Annotated in this window: 20 protein-coding genes; 12 read left to right on the plus strand and 8 right to left on the minus strand. The window is 61.0% G+C overall.

Annotated elements, in window-relative coordinates:
* Positions 1–199 precede the first annotated feature (199 nt).
* Complete coding sequence (locus tag BLV67_RS08815) at positions 200–496, plus strand: PilZ domain-containing protein (protein WP_069788602.1); 297 nt, start codon at positions 200–202, stop codon at positions 494–496.
* A gap of 63 nt (positions 497–559) precedes the next feature.
* On the opposite strand, the gene BLV67_RS08820 is transcribed toward BLV67_RS08815, so the two are convergent.
* Entirely contained in the window at positions 560–1,249 is a 690-nt protein-coding gene (locus BLV67_RS08820; protein ID WP_065929195.1) for an MlaA family lipoprotein, read from the minus strand.
* Positions 1,250–1,458: 209 nt separating this feature from the next.
* Between BLV67_RS08820 and pcrP the strand changes: the two genes are divergently transcribed.
* Positions 1,459–2,067 carry an HAD superfamily inactivated hydrolase PcrP gene (gene pcrP, locus BLV67_RS08825; RefSeq protein WP_065929194.1) on the plus strand — a complete coding sequence of 203 codons (609 nt, stop codon included), beginning with the start codon at positions 1,459–1,461 and terminating at the stop codon, positions 2,065–2,067.
* A gap of 110 nt (positions 2,068–2,177) precedes the next feature.
* On the plus strand, positions 2,178–2,444 hold the full coding sequence (locus BLV67_RS08830) for a DUF4404 family protein (RefSeq protein WP_069788601.1): 267 nt from the start codon (positions 2,178–2,180) through the stop codon (positions 2,442–2,444).
* Between the two features lie 136 nt (positions 2,445–2,580).
* On the opposite strand, the gene queF is transcribed toward BLV67_RS08830, so the two are convergent.
* Positions 2,581–3,411, minus strand: a complete 831-nt coding sequence (gene queF, locus BLV67_RS08835) for an NADPH-dependent 7-cyano-7-deazaguanine reductase QueF (RefSeq protein WP_069788600.1) — start codon at positions 3,409–3,411, stop codon at positions 2,581–2,583.
* Positions 3,412–3,477: 66 nt separating this feature from the next.
* Positions 3,478–3,999 carry a copper-resistant cuproprotein CopI gene (gene copI, locus BLV67_RS08840; protein WP_069788599.1) on the minus strand — a complete coding sequence of 174 codons (522 nt, stop codon included), beginning with the start codon at positions 3,997–3,999 and terminating at the stop codon, positions 3,478–3,480.
* A gap of 156 nt (positions 4,000–4,155) precedes the next feature.
* On the opposite strand from copI, the gene BLV67_RS08845 reads away from it, so the two are divergent.
* Positions 4,156–4,836, plus strand: a complete 681-nt coding sequence (locus BLV67_RS08845) for a heavy metal response regulator transcription factor (protein ID WP_058419626.1) — start codon at positions 4,156–4,158, stop codon at positions 4,834–4,836.
* Positions 4,833–6,191, plus strand: a complete 1,359-nt coding sequence (locus BLV67_RS08850) for a heavy metal sensor histidine kinase (RefSeq protein ID WP_069788751.1) — start codon at positions 4,833–4,835, stop codon at positions 6,189–6,191. Before BLV67_RS08845 ends, BLV67_RS08850 begins: the two co-directional genes overlap by 4 nt.
* A gap of 110 nt (positions 6,192–6,301) precedes the next feature.
* Here the strand turns inward: BLV67_RS08850 and BLV67_RS08855 are convergent, their stop codons facing one another.
* The 3 genes from BLV67_RS08855 to BLV67_RS08865 are packed head-to-tail and all read right to left on the minus strand — an operon-like array spanning position 6,302 to position 9,551.
* Positions 6,302–7,549 (minus strand): lipoprotein-releasing ABC transporter permease subunit, encoded by a 1,248-nt coding sequence (locus BLV67_RS08855; protein ID WP_069788598.1) that lies wholly within the window; start codon positions 7,547–7,549, stop codon positions 6,302–6,304.
* Between the two features lie 60 nt (positions 7,550–7,609).
* Complete coding sequence (gene lolD, locus BLV67_RS08860) at positions 7,610–8,293, minus strand: lipoprotein-releasing ABC transporter ATP-binding protein LolD (RefSeq protein WP_020372695.1); 684 nt, start codon at positions 8,291–8,293, stop codon at positions 7,610–7,612.
* Positions 8,294–8,300: 7 nt separating this feature from the next.
* On the minus strand, positions 8,301–9,551 hold the full coding sequence (locus tag BLV67_RS08865) for a lipoprotein-releasing ABC transporter permease subunit (protein WP_065929190.1): 1,251 nt from the start codon (positions 9,549–9,551) through the stop codon (positions 8,301–8,303).
* 94 nt (positions 9,552–9,645) lie between these two features.
* Here BLV67_RS08865 and BLV67_RS08870 point away from each other — a divergent pair, with 94 nt between their 5' ends.
* Together BLV67_RS08870 and BLV67_RS08875 are read left to right on the plus strand one after the other, a co-directional pair.
* On the plus strand, positions 9,646–10,224 hold the full coding sequence (locus BLV67_RS08870; RefSeq protein WP_065929189.1) for a PilZ domain-containing protein: 579 nt from the start codon (positions 9,646–9,648) through the stop codon (positions 10,222–10,224).
* A 44-nt stretch (positions 10,225–10,268) separates the two neighbouring features.
* On the plus strand, positions 10,269–10,991 hold the full coding sequence (locus BLV67_RS08875) for a glycerophosphodiester phosphodiesterase (RefSeq protein WP_069788597.1): 723 nt from the start codon (positions 10,269–10,271) through the stop codon (positions 10,989–10,991).
* Positions 10,992–11,033: 42 nt separating this feature from the next.
* On the opposite strand, the gene sthA is transcribed toward BLV67_RS08875, so the two are convergent.
* Entirely contained in the window at positions 11,034–12,428 is a 1,395-nt protein-coding gene (gene sthA / locus BLV67_RS08880) for a Si-specific NAD(P)(+) transhydrogenase (protein ID WP_003189670.1), read from the minus strand.
* A 235-nt stretch (positions 12,429–12,663) separates the two neighbouring features.
* On the opposite strand from sthA, the gene BLV67_RS08885 reads away from it, so the two are divergent.
* Both BLV67_RS08885 and tcuC read left to right on the plus strand, forming a co-directional pair.
* On the plus strand, positions 12,664–13,206 hold the full coding sequence (locus tag BLV67_RS08885; protein WP_069788596.1) for a chalcone isomerase family protein: 543 nt from the start codon (positions 12,664–12,666) through the stop codon (positions 13,204–13,206).
* 257 nt (positions 13,207–13,463) lie between these two features.
* Positions 13,464–14,762 (plus strand): MFS transporter, encoded by a 1,299-nt coding sequence (gene tcuC, locus BLV67_RS08890; RefSeq protein WP_058419623.1) that lies wholly within the window; start codon positions 13,464–13,466, stop codon positions 14,760–14,762.
* A 163-nt stretch (positions 14,763–14,925) separates the two neighbouring features.
* Here the strand turns inward: tcuC and BLV67_RS08895 are convergent, their stop codons facing one another.
* Positions 14,926–16,389 carry a glyceraldehyde-3-phosphate dehydrogenase gene (locus BLV67_RS08895; RefSeq protein ID WP_017137429.1) on the minus strand — a complete coding sequence of 488 codons (1,464 nt, stop codon included), beginning with the start codon at positions 16,387–16,389 and terminating at the stop codon, positions 14,926–14,928.
* A 340-nt stretch (positions 16,390–16,729) separates the two neighbouring features.
* Between BLV67_RS08895 and mfd the strand changes: the two genes are divergently transcribed.
* From mfd to BLV67_RS08910, 3 genes are read left to right on the plus strand one after another with little or no spacing between them, the layout of a single operon-like run.
* The gene (gene mfd, locus BLV67_RS08900) at positions 16,730–20,179 is read left to right on the plus strand and encodes a transcription-repair coupling factor (protein WP_065929184.1); all 3,450 of its coding nucleotides are present in this window, start codon (positions 16,730–16,732) and stop codon (positions 20,177–20,179) included.
* 11 nt (positions 20,180–20,190) lie between these two features.
* Positions 20,191–20,760 carry a CsiV family protein gene (locus tag BLV67_RS08905; RefSeq protein WP_069788595.1) on the plus strand — a complete coding sequence of 190 codons (570 nt, stop codon included), beginning with the start codon at positions 20,191–20,193 and terminating at the stop codon, positions 20,758–20,760.
* Positions 20,761–20,769: 9 nt separating this feature from the next.
* Entirely contained in the window at positions 20,770–23,460 is a 2,691-nt protein-coding gene (locus tag BLV67_RS08910) for a DEAD/DEAH box helicase (RefSeq protein WP_065929182.1), read from the plus strand.
* Positions 23,461–23,524 lie beyond the last annotated feature (64 nt).

The raw sequence follows: 23,524 nt of genomic DNA on the forward strand, positions 1-23,524 counted from the left end.
AGCCTCTCTGTCCTACAAAGCATTGGGATTTCTCCCATGCACAACGGTAAAGCAGAGGTGCCCTTCTAAGGCGCAGACGGTACTCCCATCCGTCAGGGGTTTCAAGCTCATGCCGATGGTCGCCGGGCGTCTTTACACCGCAAATCACCGGGAGTTATAAGAACAGTCACCACCACAACACAAAGTAAGGATGGAACCCGTGAGCGAACATGAGCGCGGCTACGAAGAAAAACGCGATTTCATCCGCATGCGCGTGGATGCCGATGTGTCTTTGATCCACGCCGGGCAAGAGATTGCCGGGGTTTGCGTGGACCTTTCCAGCTCCGGCATGCAGGTTGAGGCCCCTCTCCAGTTTCAGGTCGGGGACAACCTGACCGTGCGCATCGATTCGGAACACGCCGCCCTCGCGGGCCTGGAAGCGGACACCGAGGTGGTGTGGGCCAAAACCGAAGGCGAGCGCCAGCACCTGGGCCTCAGGATCTTGAAAATGCGTTGAAAACCGCGCACAAAAAAGGCGACCTATAGAGGTCGCCTTTTTTTCATTTCAAAACGTCACGGCTTAAAAGTCGTCGACGACCTTGCCGTCTTTTACCTTGAACTCACGGTTCTGCAGGTAAGCGTTACGGATAAAGGTGTACTTGTCGCCAGTGATCAGCTTCTCGCTGTCGAGCAGGCTGGCACGGGTATCAACGATGTTCAGGCCGAAGGTGCTGTTGCGCCAGCCGATATCGTTCATGTAGCGGTACGGTTGGGTGTAGCTGTCGACGTATTTGGACGGCGCATCACGCAGGGTGCTTGGGCCCAGCAGCGGCAGCATCACGTAAGGACCGCTGCCGACGCCCCAGTAGCCGAGGGTTTGGCCGAAGTCTTCATCGCTGCGTTGCAGCCCCATTTTGGTGCCGACATCAACAAAGCCGAGCACGCCGAAGGTGGTGTTCATCAACAGGCGCGCGGTGTCTACACCGGCGGCGTGCGGCTTGAGCTGCAGCACGTTGTTGGCCAGGTTGCCGACATCGCCGATGTTGCGGAAGAAGTTGTGGATGCCGTCTTGCACAAATTGCGGGGTTACAAATTGATAACCCTGGGCAATCGGCTTGAGCGCGTAGGTATCAACGGTGTCGTTGAAGGTGAAGATCGGGCGGTTGACGCTTTCCCATGGATCGTCTTCCGATGCAGCCTGGGCGGCGAACGGGGCGAGCAGGATGGTTGCACACACAGATAGCTGAGCGAAGTACTGGCTCCAGCGCATAGCTTTGGCTCCTTGAATGGTCTGTCATGGGCGCTATGCCCTGAATAAGACTGTCAGTATATGACGGATGGGTGGATTTAGGCAGTAACGAGGAATCGACATACGCAAAATGCACAAAATTCCTACAAACAGGTTAAGTGTCATCCGCTTGTCATGCAGCGCGGATAGCGTCGTAGCTATTTCAGGATAGTTATTTCAGGGAAGTCGAAATGCCTCACGCCGAAATTGCCGTCGCCAGCGCTCCCACCTTGACTGCCGTACTGTTTGGCCTGAGTGGCTGCCTGGTGGATTTCGGTTCCCAGGCCCGCACCGACTCGCCCAACCCCGGCTCCCAGGCTACGCCCGGCGCGCTGAAGATTCTGCGCAGCCTCAAGGACCAGGGCGTGCCCTGCGCCTGGCTGGATGAACTGCCCGCCGCGGTCACCACCCCGCTGGCGGCTGCCCTGCCCGCTTGGCTCAAAGCCACGCCGCCCTCCACGATCCGCTGGCCGGCGCCGCACGCCTGCTGGCAAGCCTTGATGGAACTGAATATCCAACGCCTCGAAGGTTGTGTGCTGGTCAGCGGCGAACCACGTTTGCTGCAATCGGGCCTCAATGCCGGGTTGTGGACCATCGGCCTGGCGTCCTGCGGCTCGCTGTGCGGCCTGTCGCCGGAACAATGGCAGGCGCTGACCGAGCAGCAACGCGAGCACAAGCGCGGCAAAGCCACGGTGGCGTTGTATGGGCTGGGCGTACATTCGGTGATCGATCACCTTGGCGAGCTGGGCACGTGCCTGGCGGATATCAGCCTGCGCCAGCTTAAAGGCGAGAAGCCCTGATAGAGATCATGCACTCAAGGCGCCGGTGGATTAATCTACAGGTCAGCCCGTAGACCTTTCACGGCGAGCCGCGGTCTATGCCAGTGCCTATCGATAAAAGGAAGAACGTCATGCCTGCCCGCGAACAGCTGAAAGACCAAGTCAGAGAATTGCGCGAGCAATTGAACAGCGACCCGTTGATGTCGGCGGAGAAACGCGACGAGCTGGAATCATTGATTGCCGAACTTGAAGTTCAGGAACCGCTGGAAGGCGCTATCCAGGACCCAAGCATTGCTGATGGCGTGAACCTGGCGGTGGAACGCTTCGAGCTGGACCACCCAGGTATTGCCGGGACCTTGCGCAATATTGTGGTGACCCTGGTCAATATCGGGATCTAACCCGGCCCCAAGCCAAACACAGAACCAAAATGTGGGAGCGGGCTTGCTCGCGAAGGCGGTGTATCAGTTAAGAATCTATCGACTGACACACTGCCTTCGCGAGCAAGCCCGCTCCCACAGTTGTTTTGTGTGAGGGTTACTGACGCGCCAGGCGCACGTTCTGGAACTGCACATTCTCCGTGCTGCGATACGGGTTGATATCCAACCCACCGCGCCGCACATAGCGCGCATACACCGTCAACTTCTCCGGCTTGAGCAACCGCTGCACGTCCAGAAAGATGCGCTCCACGCACTGCTCATGAAAGTCCGAGTGCTGGCGGAAGCTCACGATATATTCCAGCAAACTGGCGTGATCCAGCGCGTGGCCACGGTATTCCACCACCACGCTGCCCCAATCCGGCTGGCTGGTGACCGGGCAGTTGGATTTGAGCAGGTGGCTGTGCACGCTCTCATCGACGATGCGCGAGTCGTCGCACCGCAGCAGTTCCGGGCGCGGGTGCTCGTAGTTGCTGACGCTGATGTCCAGGTCATCAATGCACGCCCCCGGCAACGCCATCACGCCTTCAGCCTCAACCTCGGCCAGGCTGCGGATGCGCACACTCACAGGCAGGCCGGCGGCGGCGCTGAGGTCGGTGCGCAAGGTGGCTTCAAGGCTCTGCGTGTCGGCAAACGCGGTCTGGTTCAGCGAGTTAAGGTACAACTTGAACGACTTGGACTCGATGATGTTCGGCGACTCGGCCGGGATGCTGAACTCACCGATGGCCACCACCGGCTTGCCGGATGGCAGCAACCACGACAGTTCAAAGCAGTTCCAGAAATCCACGCCTTTATAAGGTAGCGTTTCGGCAGTCAGCCCCAGCTCGGCCCATTTGGCGGCGCGAGGGATCGGGAACAGCAGCGATGGCGTGTAGGTGGAGATGTATTCACTGGACTTGCCCAGCGGCGAATGTTCGGCTGCGGGATGCATGGCGGAAACCTGGCTAAATAAACCGCGCCAGTCTAACAGCCTTTGCTCCCGCCCTTAAGAATCGCCTCACTCAACGGTCAGTTTGCCGACCATGCCCGCCTGATAATGCCCCGGAATGTTGCAGGCAAACTCAAGACCGGTGGCCTTGGTGAAGGTCCAGGTCAGCTCGGCGGTCTTGCCCGGCTCCACCAGCACACTGTTGGGATCGTCATGCTTCATGCCGCCCATCTCGCCATGCCCCATGGCGGCGTGGTCCATCTTGCCCATGCCGGTGGCCGTGAGCATGCCGCTGGCCTGCATCTTGAGCATTTCTTTCTGGTGTTCGGCGTGCATCGCCGCATCGCCCAGGTTGAATTCGTGCAGCAACTGGCCTTTGTTGACCAGCACAAAGCGCACCGTCTCACCGGCCTTTACGTCCAGGGCCTTGGGCGAAAAGGAAATGTCCTGCAAGGTCACTTCCACCGTGCGCGTGGCTTTGTCGGCCGGTGCCGGCTGGCCAAACGCATAGGTGTGGGCCTCGTCGGCCATTGCATTAACGCTCAATGCCAACAAACAGCCCGCCAATAACAGTGGTGTACGCAACGCCATGATGCTTCTCCAAAAAAGTGTGTCCAGCTTGCTCAGCACTTTAAGATGGCCCTGCTGCCAGCCAGCTGACTGCTAGATTACAACTTTGTCAGGTTGCGCCCTGACGCTGCCACCCACGGTATAAAGCCCATCGTCACCTGTTGCCAAGAGTTGCCCATGAAACTGCTGATCGTTGAAGACCAACCGAAAACCGGCCACTACCTGCGCCAGGGCCTGACCGAGGCTGGTTTTACCACCGAGTTGGTGGCCGACGGCACGAGCGGGCAGCATTTGGCATTGACCGGCGATTACGACCTGCTGATCCTCGACGTGATGCTGCCCGGCCGCGACGGCTGGCAAATTCTGCACGCCGTGCGCAGTGCCGGTCTGGAAATCCCGGTGTTGTTCCTCACCGCCCGCGATGCGGTGGAAGACCGCGTGCATGGCCTGGAACTGGGCGCCGATGATTATCTGGTCAAGCCTTTCGCCTTCTCCGAACTGCTGGCGCGGGTGCGCAGCCTGTTGCGCCGTGGCAGCAGCACGCCGCAGGAAACTGCTCTGCAACTGGCCGACCTGCGCCTGGACCTGATCCGCCGCCGCGTCGAGCGCGACGGCCAGCGCATCGACCTCACCGCCAAGGAGTTCGCCTTGCTCGAACTGCTGCTGCGCCGCCAGGGCGAAGTGCTGCCCAAAAGCCTGATTGCCTCCCAGGTGTGGGACATGAATTTCGACAGCGACACCAATATCATCGAAGTGGCGATCCGCCGCTTGCGCCTTAAAGTCGATGACAACTTCCCCACCAAGCTGATCCACACCGTGCGCGGCATGGGCTATGTGCTGGAGGAACGGTGCAATTGATTGCGCGCCTGTCCCTGGCCAGCCGTCTGGCCCTGTTATTTGCCGGCTGTACGGCGGTGGTCTCGCTCATCGCTGGCGTATTGTTCAACCAGGCCAGCGAAGCGCACTTTATCGAACTGGACCAGCAGCAACTCGACGGCAAACTGATCGCGCTGCGCAGCACCTTGCAGGGTGTCGACTCACTGGCGGCCTTTACTCAGCGAGAAGCGCAACTGCGTGCCGAACTCAGCCGCCAGCCGGACCTTGCCTTGCGCATCAGCGCCGCCGGCCAACGCTGGTTTGATGGCGCGCCGAGCGTCACGTTGCCCGCAGCGCCCGGCCTGCACAGCCTGCAAAATGCCGGCACCGATTATCGCGTGTACAACGCGCCGTTACTGGCCGGCCAAGCCGGTTCGCCGCAACTGTCGCTGATCCTCGACATCACGCACCACCAGCACTTTCTGCAACGCATGCAGCGGTTGATCTGGCTCACGGTCGGCTTGTCCGCCCTGGCCACCGCACTGCTTGGCGCGTGGGCTGCGCGCAGCGGGCTGCGGCCGTTGCGGCGCATGAGTGAAGTGGCGGCCGGCGTGTCGGCCCACTCCCTGACCCAACGCTTGCCACAGGCGCACATGCCGGTGGAGTTGGCCGAACTCGCCCAGGCGTTTAACGCAATGCTGGGTCGGCTCGACGATGCCTTCCAGCGCCTCTCGGCCTTCTCCGCTGATATCGCCCATGAACTGCGCACGCCGCTGTCGAACCTGCTGACCCACACCCAGGTGATCCTTACCCAGCCGCGCCCGCTGGAGGACTACCGCGAGGCGCTGCACAGCAACCTGGAGGAGTTGCAGTGGATGGCGCAGTTGGTGAATGACATGTTGTACCTGGCCAAAGCCGACCATGGCCTGCTGATGCCCAAGCGCGAAGCGCTGGCGCTGCACGATGAAGTGGGGGCGCTGCTGGAGTTTTTTGCGCTGTTGGCCGAAGACGCGCAGGTCAATCTGGTGTGCGAAGGCGCAGCTCAAACGACGGGCGATCACGGCATGTTGCGCCGGGCCGTGTCGAACTTGCTGGATAACGCGCTGAGGTTTACCCCGGTGGGCGGCGAGGTGCGGGTGCGGATCATGGAAAGCGCACAGGCTGTGACGCTGACTGTCGCCAATACCGGGGAAGGTATCCCTGCGGCTTTGTTACCTAAATTGTTTGATCGGTTCTATCGGGCAGACCCGGCGCGCCGTGAAGGCAGCAGCGAGCATGCGGGGCTGGGGTTGGCGATTACCCAGTCGATTGTGCGGGCGCATGGGGGGAGGATTTATTGTGAGTCTGAAGCTGGGTGGACGCGGTTTGTGATTGAGTTGCCCAAGGGGCACAGATGATCGTTCCCACGCTCCGCGTGGGAACGCCTCACTGGACGCTCTGCGTCCGCTCTTAGTGACGCGGAGCGTCACGGGCTGCATTCCCACGCGGAGCGTGGGAACGATCGATATTACGAATATCTCAACGCATGCGCCGGCTCAATCTTCGCCGCCCGATACGCCGGGTAAATCGTCGCCATAAAGCTCAGCACAAACCCGGCCGTGCAAATCAGCAGCACATCGCCGCCTTGCAGCTCGGAAGGCAGGTTGCTGACGAAGTACACGTCCGAACTGAAGATATGCTGCCCGGTCACGCGCTCCAGCCAGCCCACCAGTTCACTCACGTTCAGCGCCGCAATCACACCCAGCACGCCGCCGATCAAGGTGCCGACGATACCAATCACCGTGCCCTGCACCATGAAGATCGCCATGATCTGCCGTGGCGTGGCGCCGATGGTGCGCAAAATCGCGATGTCCGCGCCTTTGTCGTTCACCACCATGATCAGGGTGGCGATGATGTTGAACGCAGCGACGGCGACGATCATCAGCAACAGCAGGCCGATCATGGTCTTTTCCATCTTCATGGCGCTGAACAGGCTGCCCTGGGTGTGGGTCCAGTCATCCGGTTTGTAGTCGGCGCCCAGGCTCGCGGCAATGTCCGCTGAAACCTTGGGTGCTACGTACAAATCCTTCACCGCCAGGCGCACGCTTTGCACCTGGTTCGGCTGCCAATGCTGGATCTCGGCGGCGTCGGCCATGTTGATCAGGGCCATGGAGCCATCCAGCTCGGCGCCGACCTTGAAGATACCGACCACGTTCAAGCGCTGCATGCGCGGGGTGATGCCACCCGGTGCGGCCGTGCTGATTTCCGGCACGATCAGGGTCAGCTTGTCGCCCACGTTCAGGCGAAAACGCCGTGCGGTGATGTCGCCGATCACGACGCCGAACTCGCCGGCTTTGAGGTCTTCGAGTTTGCCGCGCACGATATGCTGGGCCACGATCGACACCTTGCCTTCCTGGGCCGGGTCAACGCCGCTGATCTCGATCGGCTGCATCGCGCCCTTGTAGGAGAACATGCCGTCCATTTGTGTGAATGGCACCGCAGCCGTGACCTCGGGGTTCTTCAGCGCGGCGGCGGCCACGGGCTGCCAGTTGTCAATCGGGTTCACACCGACGATGGTGGCATGGGGCACCATGCCGAGAATGCGCGTGCTCATTTCACGCTGAAAGCCGTTCATCACCGACAGCACCACGATCATTGCCAATACGCCCAGGGCGAGGCCGATCATCGAGGTCATCGAGATAAACGAGACAAAACGGTTGCGGCGCTTGGCGCGGGTATAGCGCGTGCCGATAAAAATCGATAACGGTCTGAACATTCGCGGGCACCGTTTAAAAAAATGAAAAAGCCCGGCTTAAAAAGCCAGGCTTGAAACGGGTCAGATGGCGACCAGATGACCTTCCTGCAGGTGCAACACGCGATCCATCTGGCGGGCCATGCTCATGTCATGGGTCACCACCAGGAACGCGGTGCGCATCTGGGTGCTCAGTTCCAGCATCAAGTCCTTGATGCCTTGCGCGGTGTGCGAGTCGAGGTTGCCGGTCGGCTCATCGAGCATCACCAGGCCGGGGTTGTTCACCAGGGCACGGGCAATGGCCACACGCTGGCGTTCGCCGCCGGACAGTTCAGCCGGTTTGTGCTCCAGGCGATGGCCGAGTCCGACGCGCTCCAGCAGTGCCTTGGCGCGCTGGCGGGCTTCGGGGATCGCGGTCTTGCCGATCAGCAGCGGCATGCACACGTTTTCCAGTGCGGTGAATTCCGGCAGCAGATGGTGGAACTGGTACACAAAACCGAGCGAACGGTTGCGCAGTTGGCCACGGGCTTTTTCACCGAGTGCCGACAGCTCTTCACCGGCCAGCCACACGCTGCCCTCCGAAGGTGTATCCAGGCCGCCCAACAGGTTGAGCAAGGTACTTTTGCCGGAACCGGAACTGCCGACGATCGCCACGCGCTCGCCCGGATGCAGCTCCAGCTGCAGGTTGGACAACACCACCACCGATTCCGGGCCTTCCTCGTAGGATTTGCCCAGGTTGCGGCAGCTCAAAATAGCTTTTTCACTCATGCCCGATTCACTCATAACGTAAGGCCTGTGCTGGCTGGGTGCGTGCCGCGCGCCAGGCTGGATACAGGGTGGCAAGGAAACTCAATAGCAACGCGGCGCCGCCCACCATCAACACGTCCTGGGCCTGAACCTGGGACGGCAAGTAGTCGATGAAGTAGACGTCGGCGTTGAGAAACTTGTGGCCGATGACTTTTTCCAGCGCGGCGATGGCGGCGCTGACGTTCAGCGCGGCCAGAATGCCGACGGCGGTGCCGATCAAGGTGCCGACCACGCCGATCACGGTGCCCTGCACCATGAAGATCGCCATGATCTGCCCCGGCGTGGCGCCCAGGGTACGCAGGATGGCGATATCGCCCTTCTTGTCGTTCACCACCATCACCAGGGTGGAGATGATGTTGAACGCGGCCACGGCGACGATCAGCAGCAACAGCAGGCCGATCATGGCTTTTTCCATGCGGATGGCCTGGTACAGGTTGCCGTGGGTGCGGGTCCAGTCGCGGGCGTAGTACTGCGAGTCGCCCAGGTGCTGGGCGATTTCCCAGGCGCCGCGCGGTGCCTCGAACAGGTCGTTGAACTTCAGGCGCAGGCCCTGCACCTGATCCGGCTGCCAGCGATGCAGGCGCGCCAGGTCGGTAAGGTTGGTGAGCCCCAGGTAGCCGTCGATTTCGCCGGCGCCGACGTGGAAGGTGCCGACCACGGTGAAGCGCTTCATGCGCGGGAACATGCCGGCCGGGGTCACGGTGACTTCCGGCGCGACGAAGGTGAGTTTGTCGCCGATGCCCACGCCGAGCTTGGCCGCGGCCTTGTCGCCGATCACGATGCCGAAGCTGCCGGGCGCCAGGTCGTCGAGTTTGCCCTGCAACATGAACTTGTCGATGATCGACACGTTACGTTCCTGGGCCGGGTCGACGCCATTGAGCAGGATCTTCTGCACCTTGCCGTCGTTGGTCAGCAGCCCCTGCATCTGGGTAAAGGGCGCAACGGCCACCACCTTGGGGTTCTGCTTGACCTTGGCGGCCAGGCTTTGCCAGTCGTTGATGGGTTCATCGGACTCGATGGTCGCGTGGGGCACCATGCCCAGCACGCGGGTGCGCATCTCATGATCGAAGCCATTCATCACCGACAGCACCACGATCATCACGACCACGCCCAAGGCGAGCCCGATCATCGAGGTCAGGGAAATGAACGACACAAAATGATTGCGGCGCTTTGCACGGGTATAACGCGTGCCGATAAATACGAAGAGAGGTCTGAACATGTCGGGGCTTGTTCGGAGGAAAAGAAGACGTCCCGGTGGCGGGGTCAGGTAAGCAGCTTTACACTCAGACCATTACCGCTACTTTGGGTTCGCCATGTCGACATTAGATGAAGAAGAACGCCGCGAATACTACCGTATCGACGACATGATCGCACTGCAAATCAGCACACTGTCTGCCCCCGAAGCGGCGAGCAAGGAAGTGTTGCTGGATGATTCCCCGCTATTCAATCTGCTCAGCGAACTGCACCTCAGCGAATTCGAAGCCCAGCACCTGCTGCGCCAGATCAGCGAGAAGGATCGCAGCCTGGCGGCCTTCCTCAAAGTCCAGAACAAACGCGTGGATCTGCTCAGCCAGATCATGGCCCGTGGTCTACTGGACGAGGTCGGCGCGCCGCAGCCGGTCATCATCTCCGAAGGCGGCATCGACTTCCAACACCCCACGCCCCTGGCGCCCGGCGCGCATCTGGCGGTCAAACTGGTGCTGATGCCCCAGGCGCTCGGCCTGCTGCTGCGCGCACGCGTGACGCATTGCGACCCCAAGGGCGATAGTTTTGACGTGGGCACGGAGTTCGAATCCATGACCGACGCCCAACGCCAGTTGCTGGCGCGCTATATCCTGCAGAAACAGGCCCAGGAACGCCGTCTGGCGCGGGAACAAAGCGACGACCTCTGAATACGTATTGACTACGCCAGGCTATCTGGCGCAAAGGAGCAACTGTGACCCTGATTTACGGCCACCGCGGTGCCAAAGGCGAAGCACCGGAAAACACCCTGACCAGCTTTCAGGAGTGCCTCAAGCACGGTGTACGCCGTTGCGAACTGGACCTGCACCTGTCCATGGACGGCGAGTTGATGGTGATCCACGACCCGACCCTCAAGCGCACCGCCGACCGGCGCGGCAAGGTCGTCGAATATTCAGCAGCGGACCTTACGAAGATGGACGCGCGCAAAGGCGGCCCAGGCTGGGTCAAGCCGTGCCCGATTCCGCGCCTGGAAGAACTGTTCGAACAGTGCAACTTCGATCACTGGCAGCTGGAAGTCAAAAGCGCCTCACGCACCCGCGCCGCGACCACCGTGTTGGCGATCCGCGAGATGGCGGTGCGACATGGCCTGATGGACAAGGTCACCGTCACTTCAAGTTCGCGGGAAGTATTAAAAGCAGCGGTGGAACTCACCCCCGACCTGTCACGCGGCCTGGTGGCCGAATACGCCTGGCTCGACCCGTTGAAGGTCGCGCAGAACTACGGCTGTGAATACCTGGCATTGAACTGGACGCTGTGCACCCCCGAGCGCCTGGAAAAAGCCCAGCGCCAGGGTTTGCACGTGTCCGTATGGACGGTCAACGAACCTGCGCTGATGCGCAGGCTCGCCGACTTCGGCGTAGATAGCCTGATTACAGACTTTCCCGGTTTGGCCACTGCCACCCTCGAGAATTACTGAAATCGGTCTCCCCGGCCGGCTCAGGCCACCGGCCGGAGCCGCTCAAAAAAGCCGGTTGAGGCCGTCGTAGGCCGCTACCCGATAGGCTTCGGCCATGGTCGGGTAGTTGAACGTGGTGTTCACAAAATACTTGAGGGTATTTTGCTCACCTGGCTGGTTCATGATCGCCTGGCCGATGTGCACGATCTCCGAGGCCTGGTAGCCGAAGCAATGCACGCCGAGCACCTCAAGGGTTTCACGGTGGAACAGAATCTTCAGCATGCCCTGCGGCTCACCGGCGATCTGCGCACGCGCCATGCTCTTGAAGAACGCCTTGCCGACTTCGTAAGGCACCTTGGCCTTGGTCAGTTCGTGCTCGTTCTTGCCGATCGAGCTGATCTCGGGAATTGTGTAGATCCCGGTCGGCACGTCGTTCACGTAGCGCCAGCTGCCATTGTCGACAATGCTGCCGGCGGCCGAACGGCCCTGGTCATGGGCGGCACTGGCCAGGCTCGGCCAGCCGATCACGTCACCGGCACCGTAGATGTTCGGTACGCAGGTGCGGTAGTTCTCGTCCACTTCGATCTGGCCACGGCTGTTGACCTTGACCCCGATGTTTTCCATGCCCAGCTTGTCGGTGTTGCCGGTACGGCCGTTGCACCACAGCAAGGCGTCGGCCTTGATCTTTTTGCCCGACTTGAGGTGCAGAATCACGCCGTTATCCAGGCCTTCGACCCGCTCGTACTCTTCGTTGTGGCGCACGGTGATGTTGTTGTTGCTGAAGTGGTAGCTCAACGCCTGGGAGATTTCCGAGTCGAGGAAGCTCAGCAACTGGTCGCGGTTGTCGACCAGTTCCACCAACACGCCCAGGCCGCTGAAGATCGAGGCGTATTCACAGCCGATCACGCCGGCGCCGTAAATGATCAGTTTGCGCGGGGTGTGGCCCAGGCTCAGGATGGTGTCGCTATCGTAGATACGCGGGTGGTGGAAATCGATATCGGCCGGGCGATACGGGCGCGAACCGGTGGCGATGATGATGTGCTTGGCCACCAGTTTTTCGACCACGCCGTTGGCGCAGACCACTTCGACGGTTTGCTCGTCGGCAAAGCTGCCGGTGCCGAAAAACAGGTCGACGCGGTTACGGGCGTAGTAGCCGGTGCGCGAAGCAACTTGTTTGGAAATGACTTTTTCCGCGCTTTTCAATACGTCCGGGAAAGAGAACCAGCGCGGCTCACCAATGGCCCGGAACATCGGGTTGGTGTTGAACTGCATGATCTGGCGCACCGAGTGACGCAAGGCCTTGGACGGGATGGTACCCAGGTGGGTGCAGTTACCGCCGACCTGGCGACGGCTATCGACCATCGCCACCTTGCGCCCCGCTTTGGCGGCGTTCATTGCCGCACCTTCTCCAGCCGGGCCGGAACCCAGTACCACTACGTCGTAGTTGTAGACAGCCATGCGTACTCCTCAGAACAGGCCAGGCGTACGGTTGGACGCCTGGCTAAATCATGCCGCGGCCAGCGGGCATGAAGGAAATTTTTGGCTCAAGTGTGTGAGCCGGGGCACAGTCTATATAAGGCTCAACGCCGCGCACATTAACCCTTGGTCGCGTCGTAGGCCAGTCTTGCCTTTACTACAGGAACTGCAAACTGGCATTACACTGCTGACACGCACCTTCGCAGGCGGGGCCATTATGCGGCATGTGGTTTTGTGTTTAATGATGATTTTTTCGTTCTCGGTGCATGCCAATGAGGCGGCCCGGCTCAAACAGGCTGGCTTCCCGGCGCAGTCTCATGAACTGGCGCTGAAAAACCAGGCGGTGCTGGTGTATCTCTGGGCGGATGTGTACGCAGCCGCGCTGTACGCTCCAGCGGATATCAGCGCCAGACAGGCCTGGGACCAGCGAAAGGTTGTGCGCCTGGCGCTGTATTACTTTCGCGACATCGACCGCAATGATGTGATCAAGGCCGCTACGGCCACCCTCGAACGCCAGCAATCCGCTGCAACCCTCGCCCGCCTGAAGCCCGAGCTGGACCAACTGCACGCCAGTTTCCGCAACATCCGCCCGGGCGATCGGTATGCCCTGGATTTTCGCCCTGGGCGTGGGTTGAACCTGGAGATCAATGCGCAGGTGGTGTTCAGCAGTCGTGACGATGAACTGGCGAAAGCCTACCTCAGTATCTGGCTGGCGCCCAAAGGCCTGTCGGACAGCCTGCGCAACGCCCTCCTGAATTAATCACAAATCCACTGTGGGAGCGGGCTTGCTCGCGAATGCGGTGTATCAGTGACTCATTAGCTGACTGACACACCGCATTCGCGAGCAAGCCCGCTCCCACATTTGATTCTCGCTGCCTTTGGTACTTGTGGCATTTAGTCAGCTTGCTATCAATTTTTATTGCCGGTAGTGGCCAATACACATATGGTTACAAAACTGCAGCCAGGACGAATGATGACCAGGGATCACTAATAAGACAGCCAAGATGAGTGCATGACATGTCCACCACAACGGGCAAAGGCAAGGCGATTTTTCGCGTTGTCAGCGGCAACTTCCTCGAAATGTTCGACTTCATGGTCTATGGCTTCTACGCCACGGCCATTGCCAAAACCTTCTTCCCCAGCGACAGCGCCTTCGCCTCGCTGATGTTGTCCCTGGCGACCTTCGGCGCCGGCTTCCTGATGCGGCCCCTGGGCGCAATCTTCCTCGGCGCCTATATCGACCGCCACGGCCGTAAAAAGGGTCTGGTCATCACCCTGGCCTTGATGGCTGCGGGCACCATCCTGATTGCCTGTGTGCCCGGCTACGCCACCCTGGGCGTTGCGGCGCCGTTGCTGGTGCTGTTTGGCCGCTTGCTGCAAGGTTTCTCCGCCGGCGTCGAGCTGGGCGGTGTGTCGGTGTACCTGGCGGAAATCGCCACGCCGGGCCGCAAAGGATTTTTTGTCAGTTGGCAGTCCGCCAGCCAACAGGCTGCGGTGGTGTTCGCCGGTTTGCTCGGCGTGGGCCTCAACCACTGGCTCAGCCCCGAAGAGATGGGCGACTGGGGCTGGCGCGTGCCGTTCCTGATCGGCTGCCTGATCGTGCCGGTGATCTTCGTGATTCGCCGTTCGCTGGAAGAAACCCCTGAGTTCCAGGCGCGTAAACACCGCCCTACCCTGCAGGAAATCGTGCGTTCGATCGGCCAGAACTTCGGCATTGTCATTGCCGGCATGGCGCTGGTGGTGATGACCACCGTGTCGTTCTACCTGATCACCGCCTACACCCCGACCTTCGGCAAGGCCGAACTGCACCTGTCCGACTTCGATGCGTTGCTGGTGACGGTGTGCGTGGGCATTTCCAACTTTATCTGGCTGCCGGTGATGGGCGCGGTGTCCGACAAGATCGGGCGTAAACCCTTACTGCTAGGGGCGACGATTCTGGCGATTCTCACGGCGTACCCGGCGCTGTCGTGGCTGGTGGCGAATCCGAGCTTCAGCCATCTACTGATCGTGCTGTTGTGGTTGTCGTTCCTGTATGGCTCGTACAACGGGGCGATGGTGGTGGCGCTTACCGAGATCATGCCGATTGAAGTGCGCACCACCGGGTTTTCGCTGGCTTACAGCCTGGCGACGGCGACCTTTGGTGGGTTTACGCCGGCGGCCTGTACTTATCTGATCCATGTGCTGGATAACAAGGCGGCACCGGGGATTTGGCTGAGTGGCGCGGCGGTGCTGGGGTTGATTGCGACGCTGGTGCTGTTTAAAGGCAATCGGCATGAATTGCGGACGGCGCAGGCTTCGGTAGTTGGCGGCGCCTGATAGACCGCTATCGCAGGCAAGCCAGCGCCCACATTTGACGGTGTTCACAGATCAAAACTGTGGGAGCCGGGCTTGCCCGCGATGAGGCCCTGATGTTCACCACAAAACCAACAGACACAAAAAGCCCCGAACCAGTCGGGGCTTTTTCATTTAGCGCAAAGGCTTAGCGCGGGAACGCAGGCGGGTTAACCCCGGCCATGTCTTCCATCACACGAACCACCTGGCAGCTGTAGCCGAACTCGTTGTCGTACCACACGTACAGTACAACGCGGTTGTCCTGGGTGATGGTCGCTTCAGCGTCCACCACACCGGCGTGGCGCGAGCCTACGAAGTCGGTGGACACCACTTCCTGCGAGTTAACGAAGTCGATCTGCTTATGCAGGTCGGAGTGCAGCGCCATGTAGCGCAGGTACTCGTTCATCTCTTCGCGGGTGGCGGCTTTCTCAAGGTTGAGGTTGAGAATGGCCATCGACACGTTCGGCGTCGGTACGCGGATCGCGTTACCGGTCAGCTTGCCGGCCAGCTCAGGCAGGGCCTTGGCAGCAGCAGTGGCGGCACCGGTCTCGGTGATCACCATGTTCAGCGCGGCGCTACGGCCACGGCGATCGCCTTTGTGGAAGTTGTCGATCAGGTTCTGGTCGTTGGTGTACGAGTGAACCGTTTCAACGTGACCGTTAACGATGCCGAACTTGTCATTCACAGCCTTCAGCACCGGCACGATGGCGTTGGTGGTGCAGGAAGCGGCGGACACGATCTTGTCGTCAGCGGTGATTTCGCCGTGGTTGATACCGTGCACGATGTTCTTGAGCTTGCCCTTGCCAGGCGCAGTCAGCACAACGCGGTCGATACCCGGGCAGGCCAGGTGCTGGCCCAGGCCTTCGGCATCCCGCCATACGCCGGTATTGTCCACCAGCAGTGCGTCCTTGATGCCGTACTGGGTGTAATCCACCTCGGCCGGGTTCTTCGCGTAGATCACCTGGATCAGGTTACCGTTGGCGGTGATGGTGTTGTTTTCTTCGTCGATGACGATGGTGCCGTTGAACGGGCCGTGTACCGAGTCGCGGCGCAAGAGGCTTGCGCGCTTGGTCAGGTCGTTCTCGGCGCCTTTGCGCACCACGATGGCACGCAGGCGCAGGCCGTCGCCGCCACCGGTTTTTTCGATCAGGATGCGCGCCAGCAGGCGGCCGATACGACCGAAGCCGTACAACACCACGTCGGTGCCTTTGCGGGCTGCGGCGTTTTGCTGGCCAACCACATCGGCCATTTCTTCACGCACGAACTGCTCGGCGCTGCGGCCGGCACCTTCCTTGCGGAACTTGTAAGCCAACTTGCCCAGGTCTACCGAAGCCGCGCCGAGCTTGAGCTCGCTCATGGCTTTGAGCAGTGGGAATGTTTCGTGGACGGAGAGTTCGCTGTCGTCGGCGGAACGGTGACGCGCAAAGCGGTGCGCTTTGAGAATCGCGATGACAGACTGGTTGATCAGGCTGCGGCCATAGATCGAGCTCACCACATTGTTATTGCGGTACAGCTGACCGATAAGCGGAATCATCGCTTCAGCGAGTGCTTCACGGTCGATCCATTCACCAAGACACTGGTCGGGCTTCTGAGTCACGGGAACCTTCCACATGTAGGGGCAGAAAAAAGGGGCTACATTATGTCGTCCGACTGCCCGTTGAGCAATGCGCCGAGCACAACAAAAAGCCCTTGCAAAAAAATACCACCCCGCTACAAGCCAGGAAACACGCGGGTTTCAGCAGAGCGCCCATGCCGCGATTGTGCCAACTTGTCCGTAACCCTCCGAAACATCCACGCAAAATGGCACTACATATTGAGTCAAAACCCGCCATTGTTTGTCTTAGCCACTACATTTCCTGCAAACCGTAATAGGCTCAGTCAGCAACTGACAGGCGGCACCTTGGACCGCTACAATTACCGACTTTGTCGCAACGCTTGGAGCTCAACCTTCCGTGCCCGTTCTGCGTCTACCGCTTCTCCCTGCCGCGGCAGGTAAACAGCACTGGGGCAACCTGCCCGGTGCCGCCCTGAGCCTGGCCATTGCCGAGGCTGCCAGCGCAGCCAAGCGCTTTACCCTGCTGCTTACCGCCGACAGCCAAAGCGCCGAGCGGCTGGAGCAGGAGCTGAGCTTCTTCGCCCCCGATTTGCCGGTGCTGCATTTCCCCGACTGGGAAACCCTGCCCTACGACCTGTTCTCGCCGCACCAGGACATCATCTCCCAGCGCATCGCCAGCCTCTACCGCCTGCCGGAACTGGCCCACGGCGTGCTGGTGGTGCCGATCACCACCGCCCTGCACCGCCTGGCGCCGACCAAGTTTCTGCTCGGCAGCAGCCTGGTGCTGGACGTCGGCCAGAAGCTCGATGTGGAGCAGATGCGCACGCGCCTGGAAGCCAGCGGTTACCGTTGCGTCGACACCGTGTACGAACACGGCGAGTTTGCGGTGCGGGGTGCGTTGATCGACCTGTTCCCGATGGGCAGCAAACTGCCGTACCGCATCGACCTGTTCGATGACGAAATCGAGACGCTGCGCACCTTCGACCCGGACAACCAGCGCTCCATCGACAAAGTCGAGTCGATCAAGCTGCTGCCGGCGCGGGAATTCCCGCTGCAAAAAGACGCGGTCACGCGCTTCAAGGCGCGCTTTCGCGAACGCTTCGACGTCGACTTCCGCCGCTGCCCGATCTTTCAGGATCTAAGCAGCGGGATTACCCCGGCCGGTATCGAGTACTACCTGCCGCTGTTCTTCGATGAAACCTCCACCCTGTTCGATTACCTGCCCGCAGACACCCAGGTGTTCTCGCTGCCGGGCATCGAGCAGGCGGCGGAAAACTTCTGGAACGATGTGCGCAACCGCTACGAAGAGCGCCGCGTCGACCCGTCGCGGCCTTTATTGCCGCCCGCCGAATTGTTCCTGCCGGTGGAAGACTGCTTCGCCCGCCTGAAAAACTGGCCGCGCGTGGTTGCCAGCCAGCAGGACGTGGACGCCGGCAGTGGCCGCGAGCGCTTCCCGGCGAGCACCTTGCCGGACCTGGCAATTCAGGCCAAAGCCACCCAGCCACTGGAAGCGCTGTCGAATTTCATTGGCGACTTCCCAGGCCGTGTGCTGTTTACCGCCGAATCCGCCGGCCGTCGCGAAGTGCTGCTGGAGCTGCTGGAACGCTTGAAGCTGCGCCCGAAAACCGTCGACAGCTGGCCGGATTTCGTCGCCAGCAAAGAGCGCCTGGCCATCACCATCGCACCGCTGGACGAAGGCTTGCTACTGGACGACCCGGCGCTGGCACTCATCGCCGAGAGCCCGCTGTTCGGCCAGCGCGTGATGCAGCGCCGTCGCCGTGAAAAACGCGCCGACGCCAACAACGACGCGGTGATCAAGAACCTCACCGAACTGCGCGAAGGCGCGCCCGTGGTGCATATCGACCATGGCGTGGGCCGCTACCTGGGTTTGCAGACCCTGGAGATCGACAATCAGGCCGCCGAATTCCTCACCATGGAATACGCCGAAGGCGCCAAGCTTTACGTGCCGGTGGCCAGCCTGCACCTGATCGCACGCTACACCGGCAGCGACGACGCGCTGGCGCCGTTGCACCGCCTGGGCTCCGAGACCTGGCAGAAAGCCAAGCGCAAAGCCGCCGAACAGGTGCGCGACGTGGCGGCCGAGTTGCTCGACATCTATGCCCGCCGTGCCGCCCGTGAAGGCTATGCGTTCGCCGACCCGAAAGCCGACTACGCCACCTTCAGCGCCGGTTTTGCCTTCGAAGAAACCCCGGACCAGCAAACCACCATCGAAGCGGTGCGCGCCGACATGCTCGCGCCCAAGCCGATGGACCGCCTGGTATGCGGCGACGTGGGCTTCGGCAAAACCGAAGTGGCCATGCGCGCGGCCTTTATTGCCGTGCACGGTGGCAAGCAAGTAGCGATTCTGGTGCCGACCACCCTGCTCGCCCAGCAGCACTACAACAGCTTCCGCGACCGCTTTGCCGACTGGCCGGTGACGGTGGAAGTGATGAGCCGCTTCAAATCCGCCAAGGAAGTGAACGCCGCCATCGCCGATCTGGCCGAGGGCAAGATCGATATCGTGATCGGCACCCACAAGCTGCTGTCGGACGATGTGAAGATCAAGAACCTGGGCCTGGTGATCATCGACGAAGAGCACCGCTTTGGTGTGCGGCAAAAAGAACAGCTCAAGGCCCTGCGCAGCGAAGTCGACATTCTGACGCTCACCGCGACGCCGATCCCACGCACGCTGAACATGGCCGTGTCGGGCATGCGCGACCTGTCGATCATTGCCACCCCACCCGCACGGCGGTTGTCGGTGCGCACCTTTGTGATGGAGCAGAACAAAAGCACGGTCAAGGAAGCCTTGTTGCGTGAACTGCTGCGCGGCGGGCAGGTTTACTACCTGCACAACGACGTGAAGACCATCGAGAAATGCGCTGCCGACCTCGCCGAACTGGTGCCGGAAGCCCGTATCGCCATCGGCCACGGGCAGATGCGCGAGCGTGAACTCGAACAAGTCATGAGCGACTTCTACCACAAGCGCTTCAACGTGCTGATCGCCTCGACCATCATCGAGACCGGCATCGACGTGCCGAGCGCCAACACCATCATCATCGAGCGCGCCGACAAGTTCGGCCTGGCGCAATTGCACCAGTTGCGTGGCCGTGTGGGTCGCAGTCACCACCAGGCCTATGCCTACCTGCTGACACCGCCGCGCCAACAGATCACCTCCGATGCCGAAAAGCGCCTGGAAGCGATCGCCAATACCCAGGACCTCGGTGCCGGTTTTGTACTGGCCACCAACGACCTGGAAATCCGTGGCGCCGGCGAACTGCTCGGCGACGGCCAGAGCGGGCAGATCCAGGCGGTGGGTTTCACGCTGTATATGGAGATGCTCGAACGCGCGGTAAAAGCCATCCGCAAGGGCGAACAACCGAACCTCGACCAACCCTTGGGCGGCGGCCCGGAAATCAACCTGCGTTTGCCGGCGTTGATTCCCGAAGACTACCTGCCCGACGTGCATGCGCGGCTGATCCTGTACAAACGCATCGCCTCGGCCACCGACGAAGAAGGCCTCAAGGACTTGCAAGTCGAGATGATCGACCGCTTCGGCCTGCTGCCCGAACCAACCAAGAACCTGGTGCGCCTGACGCTGCTGAAATTGCAGGCCGAACAGCTGGGCATCAAGAAGGTCGACGCCGGGCCGCAGGGTGGGCGCATCGAGTTCGAGGCGCAAACGCCGGTGGACCCATTGGTGCTGATCAAACTGATTCAGGGCCAACCCAACCGCTACAAGTTCGAAGGGGCTACGCTGTTCAAATTCATGGTGCCGATGGAGCGTGCCGAAGAACGCTTCAATACCCTGGAGGCGCTGTTTGAGCGCCTCATCCCGAAATCTGCTTGAAGGACGCCCCCATGCGCCTGTTCCGCATTCTGAGCTTCATGTTGGTGGTGGTCGCTCCTTCGGCATTTGCCGACAGCCCGTACCTGGTGGAAATGATCCTGGTGCGCCAGAACGCCGAGCCGGTGATCAATAGCCGCGCTGCGCCGGAAAACTGGGATGCCGGCGCGGCGCGGCTGCCGACCGACAGGCTCAGCCCACCGCGGCTGGGCAACATCGTCGACAAGCTGAGTGCGGACAACAGTTACACCGTATTGCTGCACCGCGCCTGGGATCAGAACCTGGGCGAGCAACCGGTGAAGCTGGCCATTACCGATGGCCAGGAGCAGTTCGGCCAGTTCCCCATCGAAGGCACGCTGAACCTGCAGTTGGGGCGCTTTACCGATATCGACGCGGATTTCTGGATCAACCGGTTCGACGCCAACGGCAGCGTGATTGCCAGCGAACACTTGAGCCAGCAAGACGTGCGCACCAAGAACAACCAGCTCAATTACCTGGATGGCGGCCACTTGGCGCTGCTGATCAAGATCACGTCGCTGACCGCCAAACCACCCAGTGCGCCACCGCCCGACATTCAGGACTGATCCAGCGCCATGCCCCTGACGTCGTCGTTGACCAAACCCCTGGCCCCTTCGTGGGCCAATCGCTTTAAAGAGCAAAGCCTTGAGCGCGGGCGGCGCTACGCCCTGGAAAACCGCGTGCGCATCGTCGAGTCCGGCGACAGCACCATCATCGCCAGCTGCGAAGGCTCGGGCGGCAATGTTTACCGACAAACCATCTCGCTGCGCGAATCGGCCAAGGGCACGCTGATCCTGGTGGACAGCCGCTGCACCTGCCCGGTACACACCAACTGCAAACACATCGCGGCCGTGCTGCTCAAGGTCCAGGAAACCCTGGCTTACCCGGCCGCTGCGCAAGATGCCGAACTGTTGGAAAGACTCCAGGCCGTGCTGGATAACCGCGTGGTGCTGCCACAAGTGGTTATGGAAGAGGTGCGGCCGGTGCCGCGCCTGTGGCTGGCCAGCGTGGAGTTCAGCGCGTTTGAACCGCGTAATGGCAAGATGCAGCGCTATATCCAGCACCGTGCGGCGCTGTCGTTCAATTACCTGGGCAACTATGTCAGCGGGCAAAAAAACGCCGACATCATCGTGCGCCAGGAAACCCAGAGCCTGCGCATCAAGCGCCATCCGGAGCTGGAGCAACCCTATCGCGAACAACTGCGCCTGCTGGGCTTCAAGATCGCCACGCGCCAGAGCAAGGCATTGCCGGAGAGCGCCGGCGAGCTGTTCGAACTGGTCAATGACAGTGCGTGGCTGAACTTCACGCTCAACGCCTCGCCGACCTTGCGCGCCGAGGGTTGGGAGCTGCAAATAGAAGAAGATTTCGGTTTCGACCTCAGTGCCGTCGATGACTGGTACGCCACCGTCGATGAAGGCCCGGAACGCGACTGGTTCGACCTGGAGCTGGGGATTATCGTCAATGGCGAGCGCCTGAGCCTGTTGCCGATTTTGCTCAACTTGATGCGTTCCCACACCGAAATCCTCAACCCGGAGAAGCTCGCCCGGCGCCGTGACGACGAGCTGATCCTGGTGAATATTCCCGGCCTGCCCAACGGCCATGGCCCGCTGCAAGTGGCGTTGCCCTACGGCCGGCTCAAGCCGGTGCTGGCCACACTTGGCGAGTTTTACCTACAGGAAACCGGCACCACCAGCTTGCGTCTGGCCAAGGCCGATGCCATTCGCCTGAACCCGCTGGAAGACCTGCCGCTGCAATGGGAAGGCGGCGAGAAGATCCGCAACTTCGCCCAGCGCCTGCGCGACATCAAGGACTTCACCTGCGTGGCGCCCGAAGGCCTGAACGCGACCTTGCGCCCGTACCAACTGGAAGGCTTGAGTTGGATGCAGTCGTTGCGCCAGCTCGATGTGGGCGGGATTCTTGCCGATGACATGGGCCTGGGCAAAACCCTGCAAACCCTGGCGCATATTCTCAGCGAAAAAGCCGCCGGGCGCCTCGACCGACCGTGCATGGTGGTGATGCCCACCAGCCTGATTCCCAACTGGCTGGATGAAGCGGCGCACTTCACGCCGCAACTGCGGGTGCAGGCGCTATACGGCGCGGGTCGCAAGAAACATTTCGCCAACCTGCAGGACTATGACCTGCTGCTGACCACCTACGCGCTGCTGCCCAAAGACATCGACACCCTCGCCGCCCAGCCCTTGCACGTGCTGATCCTCGATGAAGCCCAGTACATCAAGAACCCCAACAGCAAGGCTGCCCAGGCCGCGCGCGAGCTCAATGCGCGCCAGCGCCTGTGCCTGAGCGGCACGCCGCTGGAAAACCACCTGGGCGAGCTGTGGTCGCTGTTCCATTTCCTGCTGCCGGGCTGGCTGGGAGACGTCAAAAGCTTCAACCGCGATTACCGCGTGCCCATCGAAAAGCGCGCCAGTGAGGTGCGCTTGCAGCACCTCAACGGTCGGATCAAACCCTTCCTGCTGCGCCGCACCAAAGAGCAGGTGGCCACCGAGCTGCCGCCCAAGACCGAGATCATCCACTGGGTCGACCTCAACGAGGCCCAGCGCGACGTGTACGAAACCATGCGCCTGGCCATGGACAAGAAGGTGCGCGACGAAATCACCCGTAAAGGCGTGGCGCGCAGCCAGATCATCATTCTTGAGGCGCTGCTCAAACTGCGCCAGGTGTGCTGTGACCTGCGCCTGGTCAACGACGCCACCCTGCCCGCCCGCGGCAGCAGCTCGGGCAAACTCGACAGCCTGCTGGAGATGCTCGAAGAGCTGTTTGCCGAAGGGCGGCGGATATTGTTGTTCTCGCAGTTCACCTCGATGCTGAGCCTGATCGAAGCCGAGCTGAAAAAACGCGGCGTGCCCTACGCATTACTCACCGGCCAGACCCGCGACCGGCGCACGCCGGTGAAGGATTTCCAGAGCGGCAAACTGCAGATTTTTCTGATCAGCCTGAAGGCCGGCGGCGTCGGTTTGAACCTGACCGAGGCCGACACGGTGATCCACTATGACCCGTGGTGGAACCCGGCGACGGAAAACCAGGCGACCGACCGTGCGTACCGCATCGGGCAGGAGAAGCCGGTGTTCGTGTACAAGATGATCGCGCGAGGCACGGTGGAGGAGAAAATCCAGCACCTGCAGAAGGAAAAGTCTGACCTGGCGGCGGGTGTGCTGGATGGGCGCACGACCGGGGATTGGCAGTTGGGTAATGAGGATATTGAGGCGTTGTTTGCGCCATTGCCCCATAAGCAAGAGAAGCGTTGACGGTTAGATCGCTATCGCAGGCAAGCCAGCTCCCCCCTTGAACGTATTCACACATCAAAGGTAG

It is taken from the genome of Pseudomonas salomonii (assembly GCF_900107155.1).
GTDB classification, from domain to species: domain Bacteria; phylum Pseudomonadota; class Gammaproteobacteria; order Pseudomonadales; family Pseudomonadaceae; genus Aquipseudomonas; species Aquipseudomonas salomonii.

What these genes read in the sequence shown, in the direction of transcription:
- tcuC (WP_058419623.1), top strand. Translation starts at nt 13,464, where the DNA reads ATGTCCACCACAACGGGCAAAGGCAAGGCGATTTTTCGCGTTGTCAGC.
- BLV67_RS08820 (WP_065929195.1), bottom strand. Translation starts at nt 1,249, where the DNA reads ATGCGCTGGAGCCAGTACTTCGCTCAGCTATCTGTGTGTGCAACCATC.
- sthA (WP_003189670.1), bottom strand. Translation starts at nt 12,428, where the DNA reads ATGGCTGTCTACAACTACGACGTAGTGGTACTGGGTTCCGGCCCGGCT.
- BLV67_RS08910 (WP_065929182.1), top strand. Translation starts at nt 20,770, where the DNA reads ATGCCCCTGACGTCGTCGTTGACCAAACCCCTGGCCCCTTCGTGGGCC.
- queF (WP_069788600.1), bottom strand. Translation starts at nt 3,411, where the DNA reads ATGCATCCCGCAGCCGAACATTCGCCGCTGGGCAAGTCCAGTGAATAC.
- BLV67_RS08845 (WP_058419626.1), top strand. Translation starts at nt 4,156, where the DNA reads ATGAAACTGCTGATCGTTGAAGACCAACCGAAAACCGGCCACTACCTG.
- BLV67_RS08885 (WP_069788596.1), top strand. Translation starts at nt 12,664, where the DNA reads ATGCGGCATGTGGTTTTGTGTTTAATGATGATTTTTTCGTTCTCGGTG.
- pcrP (WP_065929194.1), top strand. Translation starts at nt 1,459, where the DNA reads ATGCCTCACGCCGAAATTGCCGTCGCCAGCGCTCCCACCTTGACTGCC.
- BLV67_RS08895 (WP_017137429.1), bottom strand. Translation starts at nt 16,389, where the DNA reads ATGTGGAAGGTTCCCGTGACTCAGAAGCCCGACCAGTGTCTTGGTGAA.
- lolD (WP_020372695.1), bottom strand. Translation starts at nt 8,293, where the DNA reads ATGAGTGAAAAAGCTATTTTGAGCTGCCGCAACCTGGGCAAATCCTAC.
- BLV67_RS08865 (WP_065929190.1), bottom strand. Translation starts at nt 9,551, where the DNA reads ATGTTCAGACCTCTCTTCGTATTTATCGGCACGCGTTATACCCGTGCA.
- copI (WP_069788599.1), bottom strand. Translation starts at nt 3,999, where the DNA reads ATGGCGTTGCGTACACCACTGTTATTGGCGGGCTGTTTGTTGGCATTG.
- BLV67_RS08870 (WP_065929189.1), top strand. Translation starts at nt 9,646, where the DNA reads ATGTCGACATTAGATGAAGAAGAACGCCGCGAATACTACCGTATCGAC.
- BLV67_RS08905 (WP_069788595.1), top strand. Translation starts at nt 20,191, where the DNA reads ATGCGCCTGTTCCGCATTCTGAGCTTCATGTTGGTGGTGGTCGCTCCT.
- BLV67_RS08830 (WP_069788601.1), top strand. Translation starts at nt 2,178, where the DNA reads ATGCCTGCCCGCGAACAGCTGAAAGACCAAGTCAGAGAATTGCGCGAG.
- BLV67_RS08855 (WP_069788598.1), bottom strand. Translation starts at nt 7,549, where the DNA reads ATGTTCAGACCGTTATCGATTTTTATCGGCACGCGCTATACCCGCGCC.